The following is a 14,104-nucleotide window of genomic DNA, read 5'->3' as shown; positions in this document are numbered from 1 at the left end:
TTGCCCATCACCACGCCACGGCCCACCATGCTCAGCATCTCGAAGTCGTTCATGCCATCGCCGAAGGCGACGGCCTGGGACATCTCCAGCCCGTTCTGCTCCAGCACGGCGCGTACGGCGTTGCCCTTGTGCACGCCACCGTGCATCACCTCCAGGCAGTCCGGCAGGGAGAAGGTGACATTGAGTCGATCACCATAATGCCGGTTGAGGTGTGCCTCGATCTCGAGCAGCTTCTCGTGCTCGCCGATGTAGAACACCTTGTTGACCTTGTCCGTCGGATGGGTGCGAAAATCGACCAGGCGGTAGGCGAAGCCGGACTCTTCATGGAACTGCAGGATCCTCGGCATCTCCTCTTCCACCAGCCACTCGTCCCCGTAGTAGACGTTGAGGTGAACGGAAGGGTCGCGCTCCAGGGTGATCAGCTCGGCGGCCACGCTCTCTGGCAGCGTCTGGTTGAAGATCAGCTGATCCTGCTTGTCATGCACCACGGCGCCATTGGAGGTGATGAGGTAGATATCCAGCCCCAGGGCATCGCGGATGCTGCGCACGTCCACATGGTGACGACCGGTGGCCACCACGAACTTGATCCCCTGATCGACCAGGCGGTGCAGGGTGTCACGGGTGCGGGGGGAGACCTGGTGCTGCCCGTTGAGCAGGGTACCATCGAGATCGGATACAACAGCCTTGAACATCATTACCTCAACATCAATTGAACGCCGGGGCAGTGTACCCCAGCGTTTTGCCGCACCCCATTTATTTAGGGATACAAAAAATAACCAGCCTTAGAAGCGGGCGAAGAAGTCCAGGGTCGCGGTCAGCGCCGGGATGCGCTGGGGATCGGCCTCGACGAACAGCTCGTGCCAGGCCCCCTCGATGCGCAGGGGCTTGCCGCCCTCGCAGCGAGCTTTGGCGCAAAACGCATCCTGGGCCAGGTTGTCGACTATGCCGTCATTCCCCGCCTGGATCAGCAGCAGCGGCGTCTTGATGCGATCGGCGTCGGCGATGGCGGCGTCCCCGGCGCCAATGCCTTCGCGGATCCAGTGGGCGGTGACACCGCCGAGCTTGATCTGCGGACGCTGCTCGTAGAGCTGGCGGAAGGACTGGTAGCGCGGTTCGCTGTGTGTCAGACCGTTGTCGGCAAACTCGTGGGAGACATAGCCGCCCTGGCTCGGCCCGTAGGGAGGTTCACCCCACCAGCTGCCGACCGTGTCCATGGTGGCGGCCAGCCCCTTGGCGAGCCACTTGGGCAGGCCGCCCAGGTTGATGCCCATCATGGGGGAAGAGAGCACGGCCGCCTCGATGTCATCCGGCCAGCGTTCCAGATAGCGGGCCGAGATGGCGCCCCCCATGGAGTGGGCCAGCAGGAACAGCTTGGCTGGCTTGTCCTGGGCTATCACCTCGTCGTGGAACTGCTTCAGATCCACCACATAGTCGTCGAAGCCTGCCACATAGCCCTTCTCGGGATCCGCCAGCAGGCGGCCGGAGAGGCCCTGGCCACGGTGATCGATGAGGTAGAGGCTGTAGCCCTGGCGCCACAGATCCCAGGCCAGCTCCTGATACTTGAGGTAGCTCTCGACCCGGCCGTTGACGATGAGGATGGCTCTGTCCACCTTGGCCTGGCGCAGGGCTGCGTAGCGGATGCTCACCCCGTCCTTGCCCTTGAACTCACCCTCGACTGCGTGGTCACGCCAGAAATCGGGCAGGGTCTGCTGGTGGAGGGCAGGCACCTCGGCCTCTGTGGTCAGCTGATAGGGGTTGTTCACGGCGAAGGCTCCGGCAGAAAACAGGGTCAGGGCCAGCAAGGGCAGGCAGTTAAATTTCATCGGATGGATACTCCATGTCCATAGGGTCTTCCTGTTGGGCGGCCCAGCCCTTGCGGGTCAGCTGCATCTGCTGCCACCAGGCCTCGTCCGCCAGGATCTCGCCAGCCGGTCCGAGCTGCGGGTAGGGCATCTCCTTCTCTTTGCAGAGCTGGGCATAGATGGGATAGCCCCCCTCGAACAAGATGCTGTTTTGCTCTTCCAGACTGAGGGGGCAGCCGCGCTGATAGCAACCGGCCAGCTCCCGTTGACGCTGGGCCTCGTACAGGATAGCGGCAGCGGCCACCGAGACGTTGAGAGACTGCACCATGCCCACCATGGGGATGAGGATATGATGATCGGCCAGGGCCAGCGCCTCTTCGCCGATGCCGTGTTTCTCCTGGCCCACCAGGATGGCGGTGGGCTTGGTGTAGTCGATGGTGCGAAAGTCCACCGAGCTCTCCGACAGGTGGGTCGCCAGGATCTGCATGCCGGCAGCCTTCAGCTCGCCGACGGCGGAGCCTATGTCCGGGTGCAGCTTCACATCCACCCAGTTCTGGCTGCCGCGGGCGGTACCCTTGCGCTTGTGGATCCAGGTCTTGGGCCAGACAGCGTGCACGCGATGGATGCCGATGGCATCGGCGGTGCGCACTATGGCGGCCAGGTTGTGGGGCTTGTGGACCTCTTCCATGCAGACGGTCAGGTCGAGTTGACGCATGGCCAGCATGTCGGAAATCCGTTTAAAGCGTTCAGGAGTCATGGCAGTTTCTATACGGTGAGGCGGGTGGACTCTTCTCGTGCACAGGGAGGCTCGCACCGGACGGGCGCCGGGCCTGGCTGTCACTGATACACTCGAAGCGTTCGAAAATCATGGGCTGTCTCTGTAAAAGCAGCAGGCGGCTTGCGCCGCCTGTGTTCAGTTCTTCTGTCGGCTCACCCTGAGCACGTTGGGCATCACCCGGATCTTGCGCATGATGTTGGCAAGGTGGATTCGGCTCTTGGTGGTGATGAGCAGGGTGACCAGATAGACCCGGCCGTCCTTCTCTTCCGTGCTGATGGCGTGGATGTTGGCACCGGTGGCCGCGATCACGTTGGCCAGCTCCGCCAGCGCCCCCTGATGGTTGACGATCTCGATGCTGATGCCGGTGCGGAACTCCTGCTCCTGCTCCTTGTCCACTTCCCACTGCACCGGCAGGTACTTGTCCGGCTCGCGGCTGTAGCCCTTGATGTTGCGGCAGGACTCCTGGTGGATCACCAGCCCCTTGCCTGGGCTGATGTGGGCAATGATGGCGTCCCCCGGGATCGGGCGGCAGCAGTTCGCGAAGGTGACCAGCATGCCGTCGGCACCCTTGATCGGCATCTTCTTGCTGCTGGATTTCGGCTGCTCTTCCGGCGGCAGCTCATCCCCCAGCATGCGGCGCGCCACCATGACGCTCATGGCGTTGCCGAGGCCCACATCGGCCAAGAGGCCCTGCAGGTTGTCGTGCTTGGTGTCGGCCAGCACCTGCTTGATGCGTGGCTCCGGGATGTCTTCGATGTTTTTGGCGCCCAGCGCATGGTTGAGCAGGCGGCGACCCAGCACCACGGACTCCTCGGTGCGCAGGTTCTTCAGGAACTGGCGGATCTTGGAGCGGGCCTTGGTGGTCACCACGAAGTTGAGCCAGGCCGCGTTTGGGCGAGCGCCGGGGGCTGTGATGATCTCCACCGTCTGACCCGAATGCAGCGGGCTGCTCAGCGGGTAGGGGTGACGGTCGACCCGGGAGCCCACGCAGGCGTGGCCTATGTCGGTGTGCACCGTGTAGGCGAAGTCCACCGGGGTGGCGCCGGCGGGCAGCTCCATGATGCGACCTTCGGGAGTGAAGACGTAGATCTCGTCCGGGAACAGGTCCGTCTTGACCCCTTCGATGAATTCGAACGAGCTGCCGGCGCTCTGCTGCAGCTCCAGCAGGCTCTGCATCCAGCGCTGGGCGCGGATCTGGGCTGTGGTGCCCGAGCTGTCACCATCCTGTTTGTAGGCCCAGTGGGCGGCAACCCCCTTGTCGGCCATCTGATCCATGAACTCGGTGCGGATCTGTACCTCCACCGGGACCCCGTGGGGGCCGACCAGGGAGGTGTGCAGGGACTGATAGCCGTTGCTCTTGGGGATGGCGATGTAATCCTTGAAGCGACCGGGACGGGGCTTGTAGAGGCTGTGCATCTGACCCAGCACCCGATAGCAGGTATCTATGTCTTTCACTCGCACTCTGAAAGCATAAATATCCATCACTTCATGGAATTGCAGTTCTTTCTTCTCCATCTTGTTGTAGATGGAGAACAGGTTCTTCTCTCGACCGCTCACCTGACAGTCGATGCCGGCTTCCCGCAGTCGGCCCTCTATCTCGCTGTGGATGGAGTCGATGATTTCCCGGCGATTGCCGCGGGCGCGGCGCACCGATTCCCGCAGCACCCGGGAGCGCATGGGGTAGAGCGCCTCGAAGCCGAGCTCTTCCAGCTCGTTTTTCATGGTGTGGATGCCGAGCCGGTTGGCGATGGGGGCAAAGATTTCCAGGGTTTCGCGGGCGATGCGGCGACGCTTGTCCGGGCGCAGTGAGCCCAGGGTCCGCATGTTGTGGGTGCGGTCGGCCAGCTTGATCAGGATGACCCGGATATCCTGGGTCATGGCCATCATCATCTTGCGGAAGTTTTCGGCCTGGGCCTCTTTGCGATCGCGGAATTTCAGCTTGTCGAGCTTGGAGACGCCGGACACCAGCTCGGCGACGGCAATGCCGAACTGTTCGGCGAGGTCGTCCTTGGTGACTGGGGTGTCTTCGATGACGTCGTGCAGCACGGCGGCCATCAGGGTCTCATGGTCCAGACGCATGTCACCCAGAATACGGGCAACGGCAACCGGGTGGGTGATATAGGGCTCGCCACTGGACCGCATCTGGCCCTGGTGAGCGTCACGGGCCACCACATAGGCTTGCCTGAGCTTCTCGACCTGCTCGGATGGCAGGTAGGAACTGGCTATTTCTTTAAGGTTTTCAAATAAATACAAGACAGTCCCCGCAGCGGTGAAACGGCAATCCGTGGAATTGAGGGTATGCCCCTGAGTTTGCGAGGTTTTCGAGCGGTTGTAAATGGGAAGAACAGTCGGCACCCGGGCGGGTGCCAACCGGAAAAATGACTTAACCGCGACCTTCGGCGATGGCAGCAACGGCAGCCAGCTCGGCGGCTTCCTGCTCTTGCTGCTCGTAACGGTCCTGGGTATCCATCACCTGGTTGTTCACCAGACCCAGTTCGATCTCGCGCAGGGCGATCACGGTCGGCTTGTCGTTTTCTTCGTCGACCAGGGGATCTTTACCTTGTACCGCGATTTGACGGGCGCGGCGCGCGGCGACCAGCACCAGGTCAAAACGGTTACCTACCTGTTTTACAGCATCTTCTACAGTAACGCGTGCCATGCAGGACTCCAGTGTTTGGGCTTTCTCGGTTTAAAAAAGCGGTGTTTAAAAATGACGCAAAAGTTTACTTGTTTTTGGCCTATTCTGCCAGTAGCTGTTGCAGCAAGTTTTGTTGGGCTTGCTGTTGCTGGCGTAATTCCAGGCGTTGGCACTCGATAATGGCCCTGAGCTGGAACAGTGCCTGCTCAAAGTCTTCGTTGATAATGACATAGTCATACTCGTCGTAGTGCACCATTTCGGCAATGGCTTTCTCCATCCGGCCCTTGATCACCTCGGCGCTGTCCTGACCACGACCGATCAGGCGCTGCTCCAGCTCGGCGCGGCTGGGGGGCAGGATGAAGATGGACTTGGTCGGCATCTGTTTGCGGATCTGGCGGGCGCCCTGCCAGTCGATGTCGAGGAAGACGTCTATGCCCTGGGCCAGGCAGGCCTCGATGGCGGCGCGGGAGGTGCCATAGTAGTTGCCGAACACCTCGGCCCACTCCAGGAAGTCACCACGTTCGATCAGCGCCTTGAACTCTTCCACCGCCACGAAGTGGTAATGCACCCCGTGCTGTTCGCCGGGACGGGTGGCGCGGGTGGTGTGGGAGACGGAGAGCTGCATCTTGCCTGCGTCGTTGTGCTTGGTCAGCAAGGCGTTGAGCAGGCTGGACTTACCGGCCCCGCTCGGGGAGGAGATGATATAGAGAGTGCCTTGTTGCGCCATGTCTGTACCTTTATACGATGACCGTGTTTTGGTTGTAGCAGAGGCTGCCGTCTCATGCCCGAAAGGGAGACAGTCGCTCGCAAAACGCGGAAAAATCAGAGTCAGGGGGATGTAAAGGCGGCGAATTTTAGCAGATGGTGGCGAATAAAAAAACGGCCGGAATCATATTCCAGCCGATCTAAAGTATTCGTAGCTTGCTGCGGGAGCGTCACCCACAGGCAGTTATTTTGCCTAGTGTGTTGGTGTTGGGCCAGCAGATTATCCCAGTCTCAGGCTTCGGGATTTTCGAGTTTTGTGCCGCCCGGCAGCTGGTGTTCGGCGCAGATCTTATCGAAGGCGGCGATGACGCTCTCCTGGCTTATCTTGGCCATGGCATCCGGATCCTTGAGGCGGGTGCGCCAGTCGAGCTCGGCCAGCGGCTTGCCGGTCTCCTGCTCGATGAGCTCCTGATAGACGCTGACCGCATGGTCGCGGCACAGATAGGGGCCGGTGCGATCCGGGTTGTGATGGGCATAGAGGCCGATGACGGGGGTGCCGGCCAGGGTCGCCATGTGGGTGGGGCCCGTGTCCGGTGCCAGTACCAGGCTGGCTTCTTTAATCAGTGCCAACAGCTGCTTGAGGTTGGTCTGCCCCACCAGATCCACCGGCTTGCTCTGGCTGAGCCGCGCTATATCTGCCGCCAGATCCCGCTCCAGCTTGGCCGGGCCGCCGCACAGATAGACCTGGAATCCCTTGCCTGCGGCATGGTCGGCCAGGGCGGCATAGCCCTCGGCCGTCCAGTTCTTGAAGGCCTTGCTGGCGGCGGCGCAGATGAGCAGGGTTGGTTTGCCGGCGATCTTCTCCCGGGCCCAGGCTTGGTGCTCTGCGCTGATGGGTAACTGCCAGTCCGGGGTCAGCTCCCGGATGCCGAGCTCCTTGGCGAAGGCGAGGAAGCCGTCCAGCACATGGGGGGAGGCGGGAGAGGGCACCTTGTGGTTGGTGAACAGCCACTGACCGTCGCTGGCCCGCGCCTTGTCGAAGCCGAGCCTGACCTTGGCACGGATGCCGAGGGTAGCGATGCTGGCACGCAGGGCGGCCTGCAGGTGCAGCAGGGCATCGAAGCGACGCCCCTCGAGCTTTTGCCACAGCTCGCGATAGCCGCGCCAGCCCTTGCTCTTGTCAAACGCTATGACTTCCACCCCGGGCAGGCCGGCAAAAAGTGTCGCTTCGATTTTCCCGGTGATCCAGGTGATGCGGGTCTCTGGCCACGCCCGCTGGATGACGCGCACCAGCGCCAATGCGTGGCAGCAATCCCCGATGGCGGAGAGGCGCAGGATGCAGATGGAAGACGGTGGCGTTTGGAACAACGGCATGATGTGGCGCAATGGTGGCAGAATGGATGGATGGCATTATGCAAACTCCCTTGTGGATTGTAAAATTGCGCCAGTTGACCTGCCAGGCAGGCGCGCCCCTTGTATTGCATGCTCGCACCCGCGTCATCGCACTCACTCTCGACCGGAACATTCATGATGTTGAAACAGACAGTCCATAACCAGATCTGTTGGTATGCCGAAGGGGCTTTTCGCGACCCTTCTCCCCTGTTGTTCGACCCGGCCTGGTGGCAGACCCATCGTCAGGTGGTGGGCTCCTCCATCGGTCGCGGGGTGACCTGGTTTGTGAAGGATGAGTCGCGCCATCTGGTGCTGCGCCACTACTATCGCGGCGGCATGGTGGGCAAGGTGGTGCGGGATCGCTTCTGGTTCGAAGGGGTGGAGACCAGCCGCGCCATGGCCGAATACAGCCTGCTGGCGCAACTGAGCGAGCAGGGCCTGCCGGTGCCGCGCCCGTTTGCGGCCCGCATGGTCAAGCAGGGTCCCTTCTATCGTGCCGATATCCTGATCGAGCGCATTCGTGGCGCCAAGGATCTGGTGGCCCTGCTCAAGCAGGGCAGCATCGCCTGCGAGGTGTGGCACAGAGTGGGCCAGACGGTGCGCCAGCTGCACGATGCCGGCGTCTATCACGCGGATCTCAACAGCCACAACCTGCTGCTCGATAAGGAGGGCAAGGTGTGGGTGATCGATTTCGACAAGGGGGGGATCCGCTCACCCGGCAGCTGGCAGCAGGCCAATCTGGAGCGCCTGCTGCGCTCCTTCAACAAGGAATCCCAGCTGCATACCAGCTTCCACTTCGTGCCGGAGAACTGGCAGGCCTTGATGGCGGGCTATCAGGGGAAGGCTGGCTGAGCAGCGATTGGATACCCGTTTGCACCACGTTCTGGCGTGCAGGCGGGTGTTGGCGATGGCGACCGAGGAAAAGCGGATTGAGCCTGTTGCTCGGTGTCAGGGCCAATGTTACTTATTGAGCAGATATTAAAATCCGGTGTTGAGGCGCGTGATGGAAAGGTATGAGACTCCCTGGGTAGAGAACGTGACCCGACTGGATATGTCCCTTATGACGAGTGTCATGGCGATGCTGGAGGCCGGGATCTGGACCTGGTCGGCGGAGCAAGGGCTGAGGCGGGATCCCTCCTGCCTGCAACTGCTGGGGCTGAGCGGGGACGAGCTGGACGATCTCGGCTGGCTGGCGCGGGTACACCCGGACGACGGGGCCCGACTGGAAGAGGCCATCCGGGCGTGCCAGCGAGGGGAGAGCGGCGGCCTGCGGCTCGAATACCGGATCCTGCATCATCAGGGTCACTATGTGCGGCTGGAGGAGCGGGTGCGGCGAGACGTCGATGGCACCTTGCTGGGGGTGGTGCGCCACCTGGATGCCAGCGCGGCGCAGCAGGATGACCGCCACGACACGGATCCCCTCACCGGACTCGAGAGCCGCAGTCACTTCGAGCTGCTGTTGGATGAGCGGTTGGCCAGCGAGAGCGGCAGCTTCTGTCTGTTGCAGTTCACCGTGGATCACCGCAGCAAGATACTGCAGCTGTTTGGCGAGGTGGCCTGTGACGCCATGCTGGCGAAACTGGCCCGCATCGTGCGCCACGAGCTGCGCCGGGAAGATCCCTTCGCCCGCTGGGACGAGGATGGCTTCATCCTCATGCTGTCCCAGACCGATCGCCTGAGCGGCCTGGAAATTGCCGAGCGGCTGCGCCTCGAGATCGCCGATGCCAGCCTGCTGCCCGAGCGACCCGTGACCGTCAGCATAGGCCTGGTGCAGAGCCAGAATGCCGAGCAGATCGATCACCTGCTGGCCCGGCTGGCCTCCTGTCACGGTCAGGCCAGGCGGGAACACAATTCTGTCGTCGGTTGATTTTTAGTCAGTGCTCACTCACCGGCTGATGCCGGTGGGACGAAAGAGGGCCCGCATTGGCAGGCCCTCTTTCGTCGGTTGAATCGTCAGTCCACACTGCGCGTCGGCTGGCGCTTGTGAGGCCAAAGAAGGCCAGCATTGGCAGGTCTATCGGCTGGCTGATCGTCAGTCCGCACTGCGAGCAGGCTGACGTTGGCAAACCCAGAGAGAGGCCAGCATCAGCAGGCCCCCTATGGTGAGCCTGAGCAAGTCTGTGTCCTTGCCCCAGAGTGTGAGATTCACCAGCAGACCCGCCGGGATCAGGGCGTTGTTCATGATGGCCAGCACGCCGCTGCTGACCAGGGTCGCCCCCTTGTTCCACAGGAAGTAGCCTAGCCCGGATGCTCCCACCCCCAGCCAGAGCAAGATGCCCCACTGCAGGTTGCTGGTGGGGTATTGGGGCTGGCCCAGCAGCAGCCAGGCGGGCAGGGCGATCACCAGGGCCCCCAGATAGAAGCAGCCGAACACCGCGAGCTGGGGTGGCTGCTCCTTCTCCCGCGCCAGCAGCACCTTGTAACCCACCTGGCCGATGGCGAAGCAGAGGTTGGCCCCCTGCACCACCAGGAATCCCATCACATAGCTCTCGGTCAGGCCGTCGAAGCGGATGACAGCCGCTCCCAGCACGGCCAGCAGGGCTCCCCACAGGTAGACGGGTTTGAACCTGGACTCCAGCAGATCGTGGATCAGGGTCACATAGATGGGAGTAAAGATGGTAAACACCAGCACTTCCGGCACCGTCAGCAGCAGGAAGGAGTGGTAATAGAACAGATACATGATGCCGAGCTGGGTGGCCCCGAGGGCCATCAGCTTGGCCACCAGATCGGGCCTGAGCCAGCGGCGACGCAGGAAGGGCAGGAACACCAGGCTGGCGAGGGCGATGCGGGTCAGTACGGAGAAGTAGGCGTCCACCTGGCCGGCGAGGTAGACCCCGATCAGGCTGAAGGAGAAGGACCAGAGCAGGGTGACCCCTATCAAGTAGTTCATGTGATTGAATTGTCGTCAGTTGTCAATTTGGAGGGCGCTATGATGGCCGAGTTGGACGTCACGATCCAGCGTTTATGGGACCTGTTGCCACAGATCGGAGCATTTGCCTTCGAGGCGAGCAACGGGGCGGGATCCGCCACCGACTGGAACGGTCGGGGCGAGGGAGAGGTGCGGGTGACCGATCACCAGGGTGGCTGGCTGTTTGCCGAGCAGGGCCGTTACACCACGCCCCATGGCCGGGAGCTTGCCATGCACAACCGCTTCTGGTGGCAGCGGGGGGCGCAGGGGATCAGCCTGTCCCACCTGCGCCATGAGGCGCCTGTGCTGCTGTTCGAGCTGCAACCCAGTCCTGACGGGCGCTGGCTCACCGCCGAGCCGCACCTGTGCGGTCTGGATCACTACAGCGCCGAGCTGACGCCAAGCGAGGGCGGTTTTCTACTCAGCTGGGAGATAACCGGTCCGCGCAAGAACGAGCGGCTCGAGTACCGCTATGACTTGGCATCCATGGGCTAGTGAGTCTCACCTGTTGCCAAGCTGGCACTGAGGGTTCCCTCCTGTTGGAGAGGTGTTTGAGAGCGACCATGGCGAGCAGCCATAAAAAAACCGGCGCAGAGCGCCGGTAGAGGGGACAAATCGGAGGTTTTTGTTAAAACGGTCCCAAAAAACAGGAGAGACAGGCTCTCGTCACACATTCAGTGCTGCCACTCAGGCATTCAGGGCATAGCTCAGCATGGCCTGCAGCTTGCTGTCGAAGAACCAGGGCAGGGTCAGCAGCAGCAGGCCGAGCAGTCCGGCCAGCCGGTGCTTGTATTGCCAGCCGGCGATCAGTACCAGACCGCCGCACAGGGTGGTCAGGATGCCTGACATGGGGTCGCCTCCCGCTGGGCGCGACGTTGCTGGGCCCACTGGTTGAGGGCTACCGAACCCAGGATCAGCGCCAGCGCCACGCCTGTGGTGGACTGGATCTGCTCACCGAGGAAGAGGGCACCCAGCATGACGCCGAACAGCGGCACCAGGTAGTTGCTGAAGGAGGCAAAGGTCGGGCCCGCCTTCTGGATCAGCGCCATGTAGAGGAAGTAGACCAGGCCGGTACAGAAGACCCCGAGCACCACGACGGCGCTGATGGTCTGGGTGCTCGGCACGGTCAGGGCGCTCAGATCGGTCACGAAGGGCGCGGCTAGCAGCAGCTGCACGGCGGAGGAGATCAGGATGTTACGGGCCACCACGACCGGGTGGTCCTTGGCGAAGCGCTTGATCATCAGCAGGCCGATGGCGAAGCAGCTGGCGCCGAACAGGATGGCGACGGCGCCGAGCAGGCCTGCATCCATGCCGTTGGACAGCTTAGGCCAGAACAGTACCAGCACGCCGATGAAGCCGATGACCACGGAGAGCAGGCCACCCTTGGTGATTTTTTCACCATAAACTAACAGAGGTGCCATCAAGATGGTGACAAAGGGGATACAACCCATCACCACGGCGGCGATGGCACTGTCCACGTATTGCTGACCCCAGGCGACCATGATGAAGGGGATGGTGGCGTCGAGCAGGGCGATCCACATGTAGGTGCGCCAGGGGGTGTGCTCGCTCTTGAGGCGCATGAACAGGCAGAGCAGACCCAGGGTCAGGCTGCCGCACAGGGCACGAATGGCGGCCACCATGATGGGGGGCAATTCGGCCACGGCCTGATGCATGAAGATGAACTGGGAGCCCCACAACAGGCCGATCGCCAGCAACAACAGATAGCTACGCATTTTAATCTCCGATGTAATTCGCCCGCGCATTCTATGCAATCTGCTACTATGCCTTAAATGAATTGTCGTCATTCGACTATGGCTAATATCGATGGAACAACCCCTCTCCCGTCTCGATCTCAACCTGCTCACCGTGTTCGACATGCTGATGCAGGAGCGCAACGTCACCCGTGCCGCTGAACGGCTGCACCTATCCCAGTCCACTGTCAGCCACGCCCTCGGACGGTTGCGCAACGCGCTGGATGACCCCCTGTTTGTCATGAGCCGGCGGGAGATGATGCCCACGGATCGCGCCAAGGCGCTGGCCGGGCCGGTACGCCAGGCCCTGGCCATGCTGGAGCAGGGGCTGCGCCAGGCGAAGGGCTTTGAACCCGCCAGCGCCCAGCGGGTGTTTCGCATCGCCACCCCTGGCTCGGTGGAGCACGGCCTGGTGCCGCCCCTGGTGGAACGGATGCACCAGCTGGCGCCGGCCTGCCGGTTGGAGGTGTGCGAGCTGGCGAACAGCGATTACGAGCGGGAGCTGGAGAAGGGGGAGCTGGATCTGGTGATCGGGTTCGCCGATGCCAATCATCTCTCCCCCCGCTTGTGGCGTGAGGAGTGGTTCACCAATCCCCTGGTCTGCCTGTCACCGCTCGGCAGTGCCCTGCCGGACGTGCTGGGGCCGGGGGAGCTGGTGAGCCGCCCCCACATCTACACCTCCAGCTGGGGTCACAGCCAGGCCATGGTGGAGCTCTGGCTGGCGCGCTTCGGGGTGGCGCGGGAGCTGGGGGCCAGGTTGCCGAGCTTTATGGCGGTGCCGCAGCTGATGGCGACCGGTCGCTATCTGGTGGTGGTGCCCGAGATGATAGGGCGCCACTTCTGCCGCTACTATCCGCTGCGACTCCATCAGCTCGAACCCGCCATCCCCATCGTCTATCTGATGGCGGGTCATCCCTTGAGCGCCCATGACGAGGCGATCGGCTGGTTCAAGAGCCTGCTGCACCTGCTCGCCTTCGAACGCTACGGCGCGGCTGCCCTTGGCACGCCGGCTCAGCGCAACCCGGCGAAGTAATCCAGCCCCATGGCACTCTTGACCTCGGCCAGCACCTCGTCGGTGAGGGCCCGAGCCTCTAGCGTGCCTTGATGCAGCAGCGCCAGCAGCTGACCCTTGTCGGCGATGGCCGCCAGACGTCGCGCCCGCATGGGGGCGAGCAGGGTCTGCAGGCAATCGTTCAACACCTGCTTGCAGCGCATGTCACCGAGGCCGCCGCCTTGGTAGTGGGCCTTCATCTCCGCCACCAGCGCCTTGTCCGGGTGGAAGGCATCCAGATAGGCGAATACCGTATTGCCCTCCACCTGACCGGGATCGCTCACCCTGAGGTGATTCGGGTCCGTGTACATGGCGAACACCGCCTGTTTCACCTCATCCGCCGACATGCCGAGCTCTATGGTGTTGCCGAGGGACTTGGACATCTTGGCCTTGCCGTCGATGCCGGGCAGGCGACCCGTGTCGCTCAGGATCGGCTGGCACTCGGTCAGCACCTCTTTGCCGACCAGCGTGTTGAAGCGGCGCACTATCTCGTTGGTCTGCTCCAGCATGGGCAGCTGATCTTCCCCCACGGGTACATGGGTGGCGCGAAATGCCGTGATGTCGGCGGCCTGGCTGACCGGGTAGACCAGGAAGCCGGCGGGCAGGCTGCGCTCGAACCCTTTTTGCTGGATCTCGGCCTTCACAGTGGGGTTGCGCTCCAGCCGGGCGACGCTGACCAGGTTCAGGTAGTAGCAGGTCAGCTCGGCTAGGGCGGGCAGGGCGCTCTGCAGGCAGAAGGTGGTTTTGGCGGGATCCAGGCCGGCGGCCAGGTAGTCGGCCATCACCTCCAGCACGTTGTCGGTCACCTTGGCCGGGTTGTGGCCGTTGTCGGTCAGCGCCTGCAGATCGGCGATCATCACGAACTGGCGGTAGTGGGACTGGGCTTCCACCCGCTGGCGCAAGGAGCCGACGTAGTGGCCTATGTGCAGTTTGCCGGTGGGTCTGTCGCCAGTCAGTATGATGGGGTTATGCATGTCACTCTCTCCGATGGGGGTGGGCCGGGAGGCGACAAAGGGATGAAAACAATTGACCGCCTCTCGGCGGTCACGGTGTTTTCTGTTGAAAATTTCACATAGAAA

At 62.4% G+C, this 14,104-nt stretch carries 15 protein-coding genes; 4 read left to right on the top strand and 11 right to left on the bottom strand.

Going from position 1 to position 14,104, the window contains the following annotated elements; genetic code table 11:
• From CUC44_RS20015 to CUC44_RS19980, 7 genes are all read right to left on the bottom strand, one after another.
• Positions 1 to 692: Cof-type HAD-IIB family hydrolase (locus CUC44_RS20015; protein WP_100861615.1), on the bottom strand; the 692-nt coding region annotated here is incomplete at its 3' end.
• Between the two features lie 90 nt (positions 693 to 782).
• Positions 783 to 1,823: an alpha/beta fold hydrolase gene (locus CUC44_RS20010; RefSeq protein WP_100861614.1), complete on the bottom strand. Its 1,041-nt coding sequence runs from the start codon at positions 1,821 to 1,823 to the stop codon at positions 783 to 785.
• Positions 1,813 to 2,559, bottom strand: a complete 747-nt coding sequence (gene trmH, locus CUC44_RS20005; protein ID WP_100861613.1) for a tRNA (guanosine(18)-2'-O)-methyltransferase TrmH — start codon at positions 2,557 to 2,559, stop codon at positions 1,813 to 1,815. Before trmH ends, CUC44_RS20010 begins: the two co-directional genes overlap by 11 nt.
• Positions 2,560 to 2,715: 156 nt before the next feature.
• Positions 2,716 to 4,833 carry a bifunctional GTP diphosphokinase/guanosine-3',5'-bis pyrophosphate 3'-pyrophosphohydrolase gene (spoT, locus tag CUC44_RS20000; RefSeq protein ID WP_100861612.1) on the bottom strand — a complete coding sequence of 706 codons (2,118 nt, stop codon included), beginning with the start codon at positions 4,831 to 4,833 and terminating at the stop codon, positions 2,716 to 2,718.
• A gap of 130 nt (positions 4,834 to 4,963) precedes the next feature.
• Positions 4,964 to 5,239: a DNA-directed RNA polymerase subunit omega gene (rpoZ, locus tag CUC44_RS19995; protein ID WP_005307060.1), complete on the bottom strand. Its 276-nt coding sequence runs from the start codon at positions 5,237 to 5,239 to the stop codon at positions 4,964 to 4,966.
• 79 nt (positions 5,240 to 5,318) lie between these two features.
• Positions 5,319 to 5,945 (bottom strand): guanylate kinase, encoded by a 627-nt coding sequence (gene gmk, locus CUC44_RS19990; RefSeq protein ID WP_100861611.1) that lies wholly within the window; start codon positions 5,943 to 5,945, stop codon positions 5,319 to 5,321.
• Positions 5,946 to 6,214: 269 nt separating this feature from the next.
• The gene (locus CUC44_RS19980; RefSeq protein WP_100861621.1) at positions 6,215 to 7,297 is read right to left on the bottom strand and encodes a glycosyltransferase family 9 protein; all 1,083 of its coding nucleotides are present in this window, start codon (positions 7,295 to 7,297) and stop codon (positions 6,215 to 6,217) included.
• 156 nt (positions 7,298 to 7,453) lie between these two features.
• Here CUC44_RS19980 and CUC44_RS19975 point away from each other — a divergent pair, with 156 nt between their 5' ends.
• Positions 7,454 to 8,167, top strand: a complete 714-nt coding sequence (locus CUC44_RS19975; protein ID WP_100861620.1) for a 3-deoxy-D-manno-octulosonic acid kinase — start codon at positions 7,454 to 7,456, stop codon at positions 8,165 to 8,167.
• A 151-nt stretch (positions 8,168 to 8,318) separates the two neighbouring features.
• Positions 8,319 to 9,182, top strand: coding sequence for a GGDEF domain-containing protein (locus CUC44_RS19970; protein ID WP_167388967.1), 864 nt, complete (start codon positions 8,319 to 8,321; stop codon positions 9,180 to 9,182).
• A 165-nt stretch (positions 9,183 to 9,347) separates the two neighbouring features.
• On the opposite strand, the gene CUC44_RS19965 is transcribed toward CUC44_RS19970, so the two are convergent.
• Entirely contained in the window at positions 9,348 to 10,205 is an 858-nt protein-coding gene (locus CUC44_RS19965; RefSeq protein ID WP_100861609.1) for a carboxylate/amino acid/amine transporter, read from the bottom strand.
• A 42-nt stretch (positions 10,206 to 10,247) separates the two neighbouring features.
• Between CUC44_RS19965 and CUC44_RS19960 the strand changes: the two genes are divergently transcribed.
• Positions 10,248 to 10,718: a DUF6314 family protein gene (locus tag CUC44_RS19960; protein WP_100861619.1), complete on the top strand. Its 471-nt coding sequence runs from the start codon at positions 10,248 to 10,250 to the stop codon at positions 10,716 to 10,718.
• Positions 10,719 to 10,910: 192 nt separating this feature from the next.
• On the opposite strand, the gene CUC44_RS19955 is transcribed toward CUC44_RS19960, so the two are convergent.
• The gene (locus CUC44_RS19955) at positions 10,911 to 11,072 is read right to left on the bottom strand and encodes a hypothetical protein (protein ID WP_100861608.1); all 162 of its coding nucleotides are present in this window, start codon (positions 11,070 to 11,072) and stop codon (positions 10,911 to 10,913) included.
• Positions 11,057 to 11,956: a DMT family transporter gene (locus CUC44_RS19950; protein WP_167388966.1), complete on the bottom strand. Its 900-nt coding sequence runs from the start codon at positions 11,954 to 11,956 to the stop codon at positions 11,057 to 11,059. Before CUC44_RS19950 ends, CUC44_RS19955 begins: the two co-directional genes overlap by 16 nt.
• A 91-nt stretch (positions 11,957 to 12,047) precedes the next feature.
• Here CUC44_RS19950 and CUC44_RS19945 point away from each other — a divergent pair, with 91 nt between their 5' ends.
• A complete protein-coding gene (locus CUC44_RS19945) occupies positions 12,048 to 13,007 on the top strand; it encodes a LysR family transcriptional regulator (protein WP_100861606.1) in 960 nt (319 codons plus the stop codon).
• Here CUC44_RS19945 and trpS read toward each other — a convergent pair.
• On the bottom strand, positions 12,986 to 13,999 hold the full coding sequence (gene trpS / locus CUC44_RS19940; protein ID WP_100861605.1) for a tryptophan--tRNA ligase: 1,014 nt from the start codon (positions 13,997 to 13,999) through the stop codon (positions 12,986 to 12,988). The two genes, CUC44_RS19945 and trpS, sit on opposite strands and share 22 nt — an antisense overlap.
• Between the last annotated feature and the right edge of the window lie 105 nt (positions 14,000 to 14,104).

Source organism: Aeromonas lusitana (assembly GCF_002812985.1).
GTDB classification, from domain to species: Bacteria; Pseudomonadota; Gammaproteobacteria; order Enterobacterales; family Aeromonadaceae; genus Aeromonas; species Aeromonas lusitana.
Note: the sequence above shows the minus strand (reverse complement) of the source record. Positions and strands in the feature narration are given on the sequence as shown.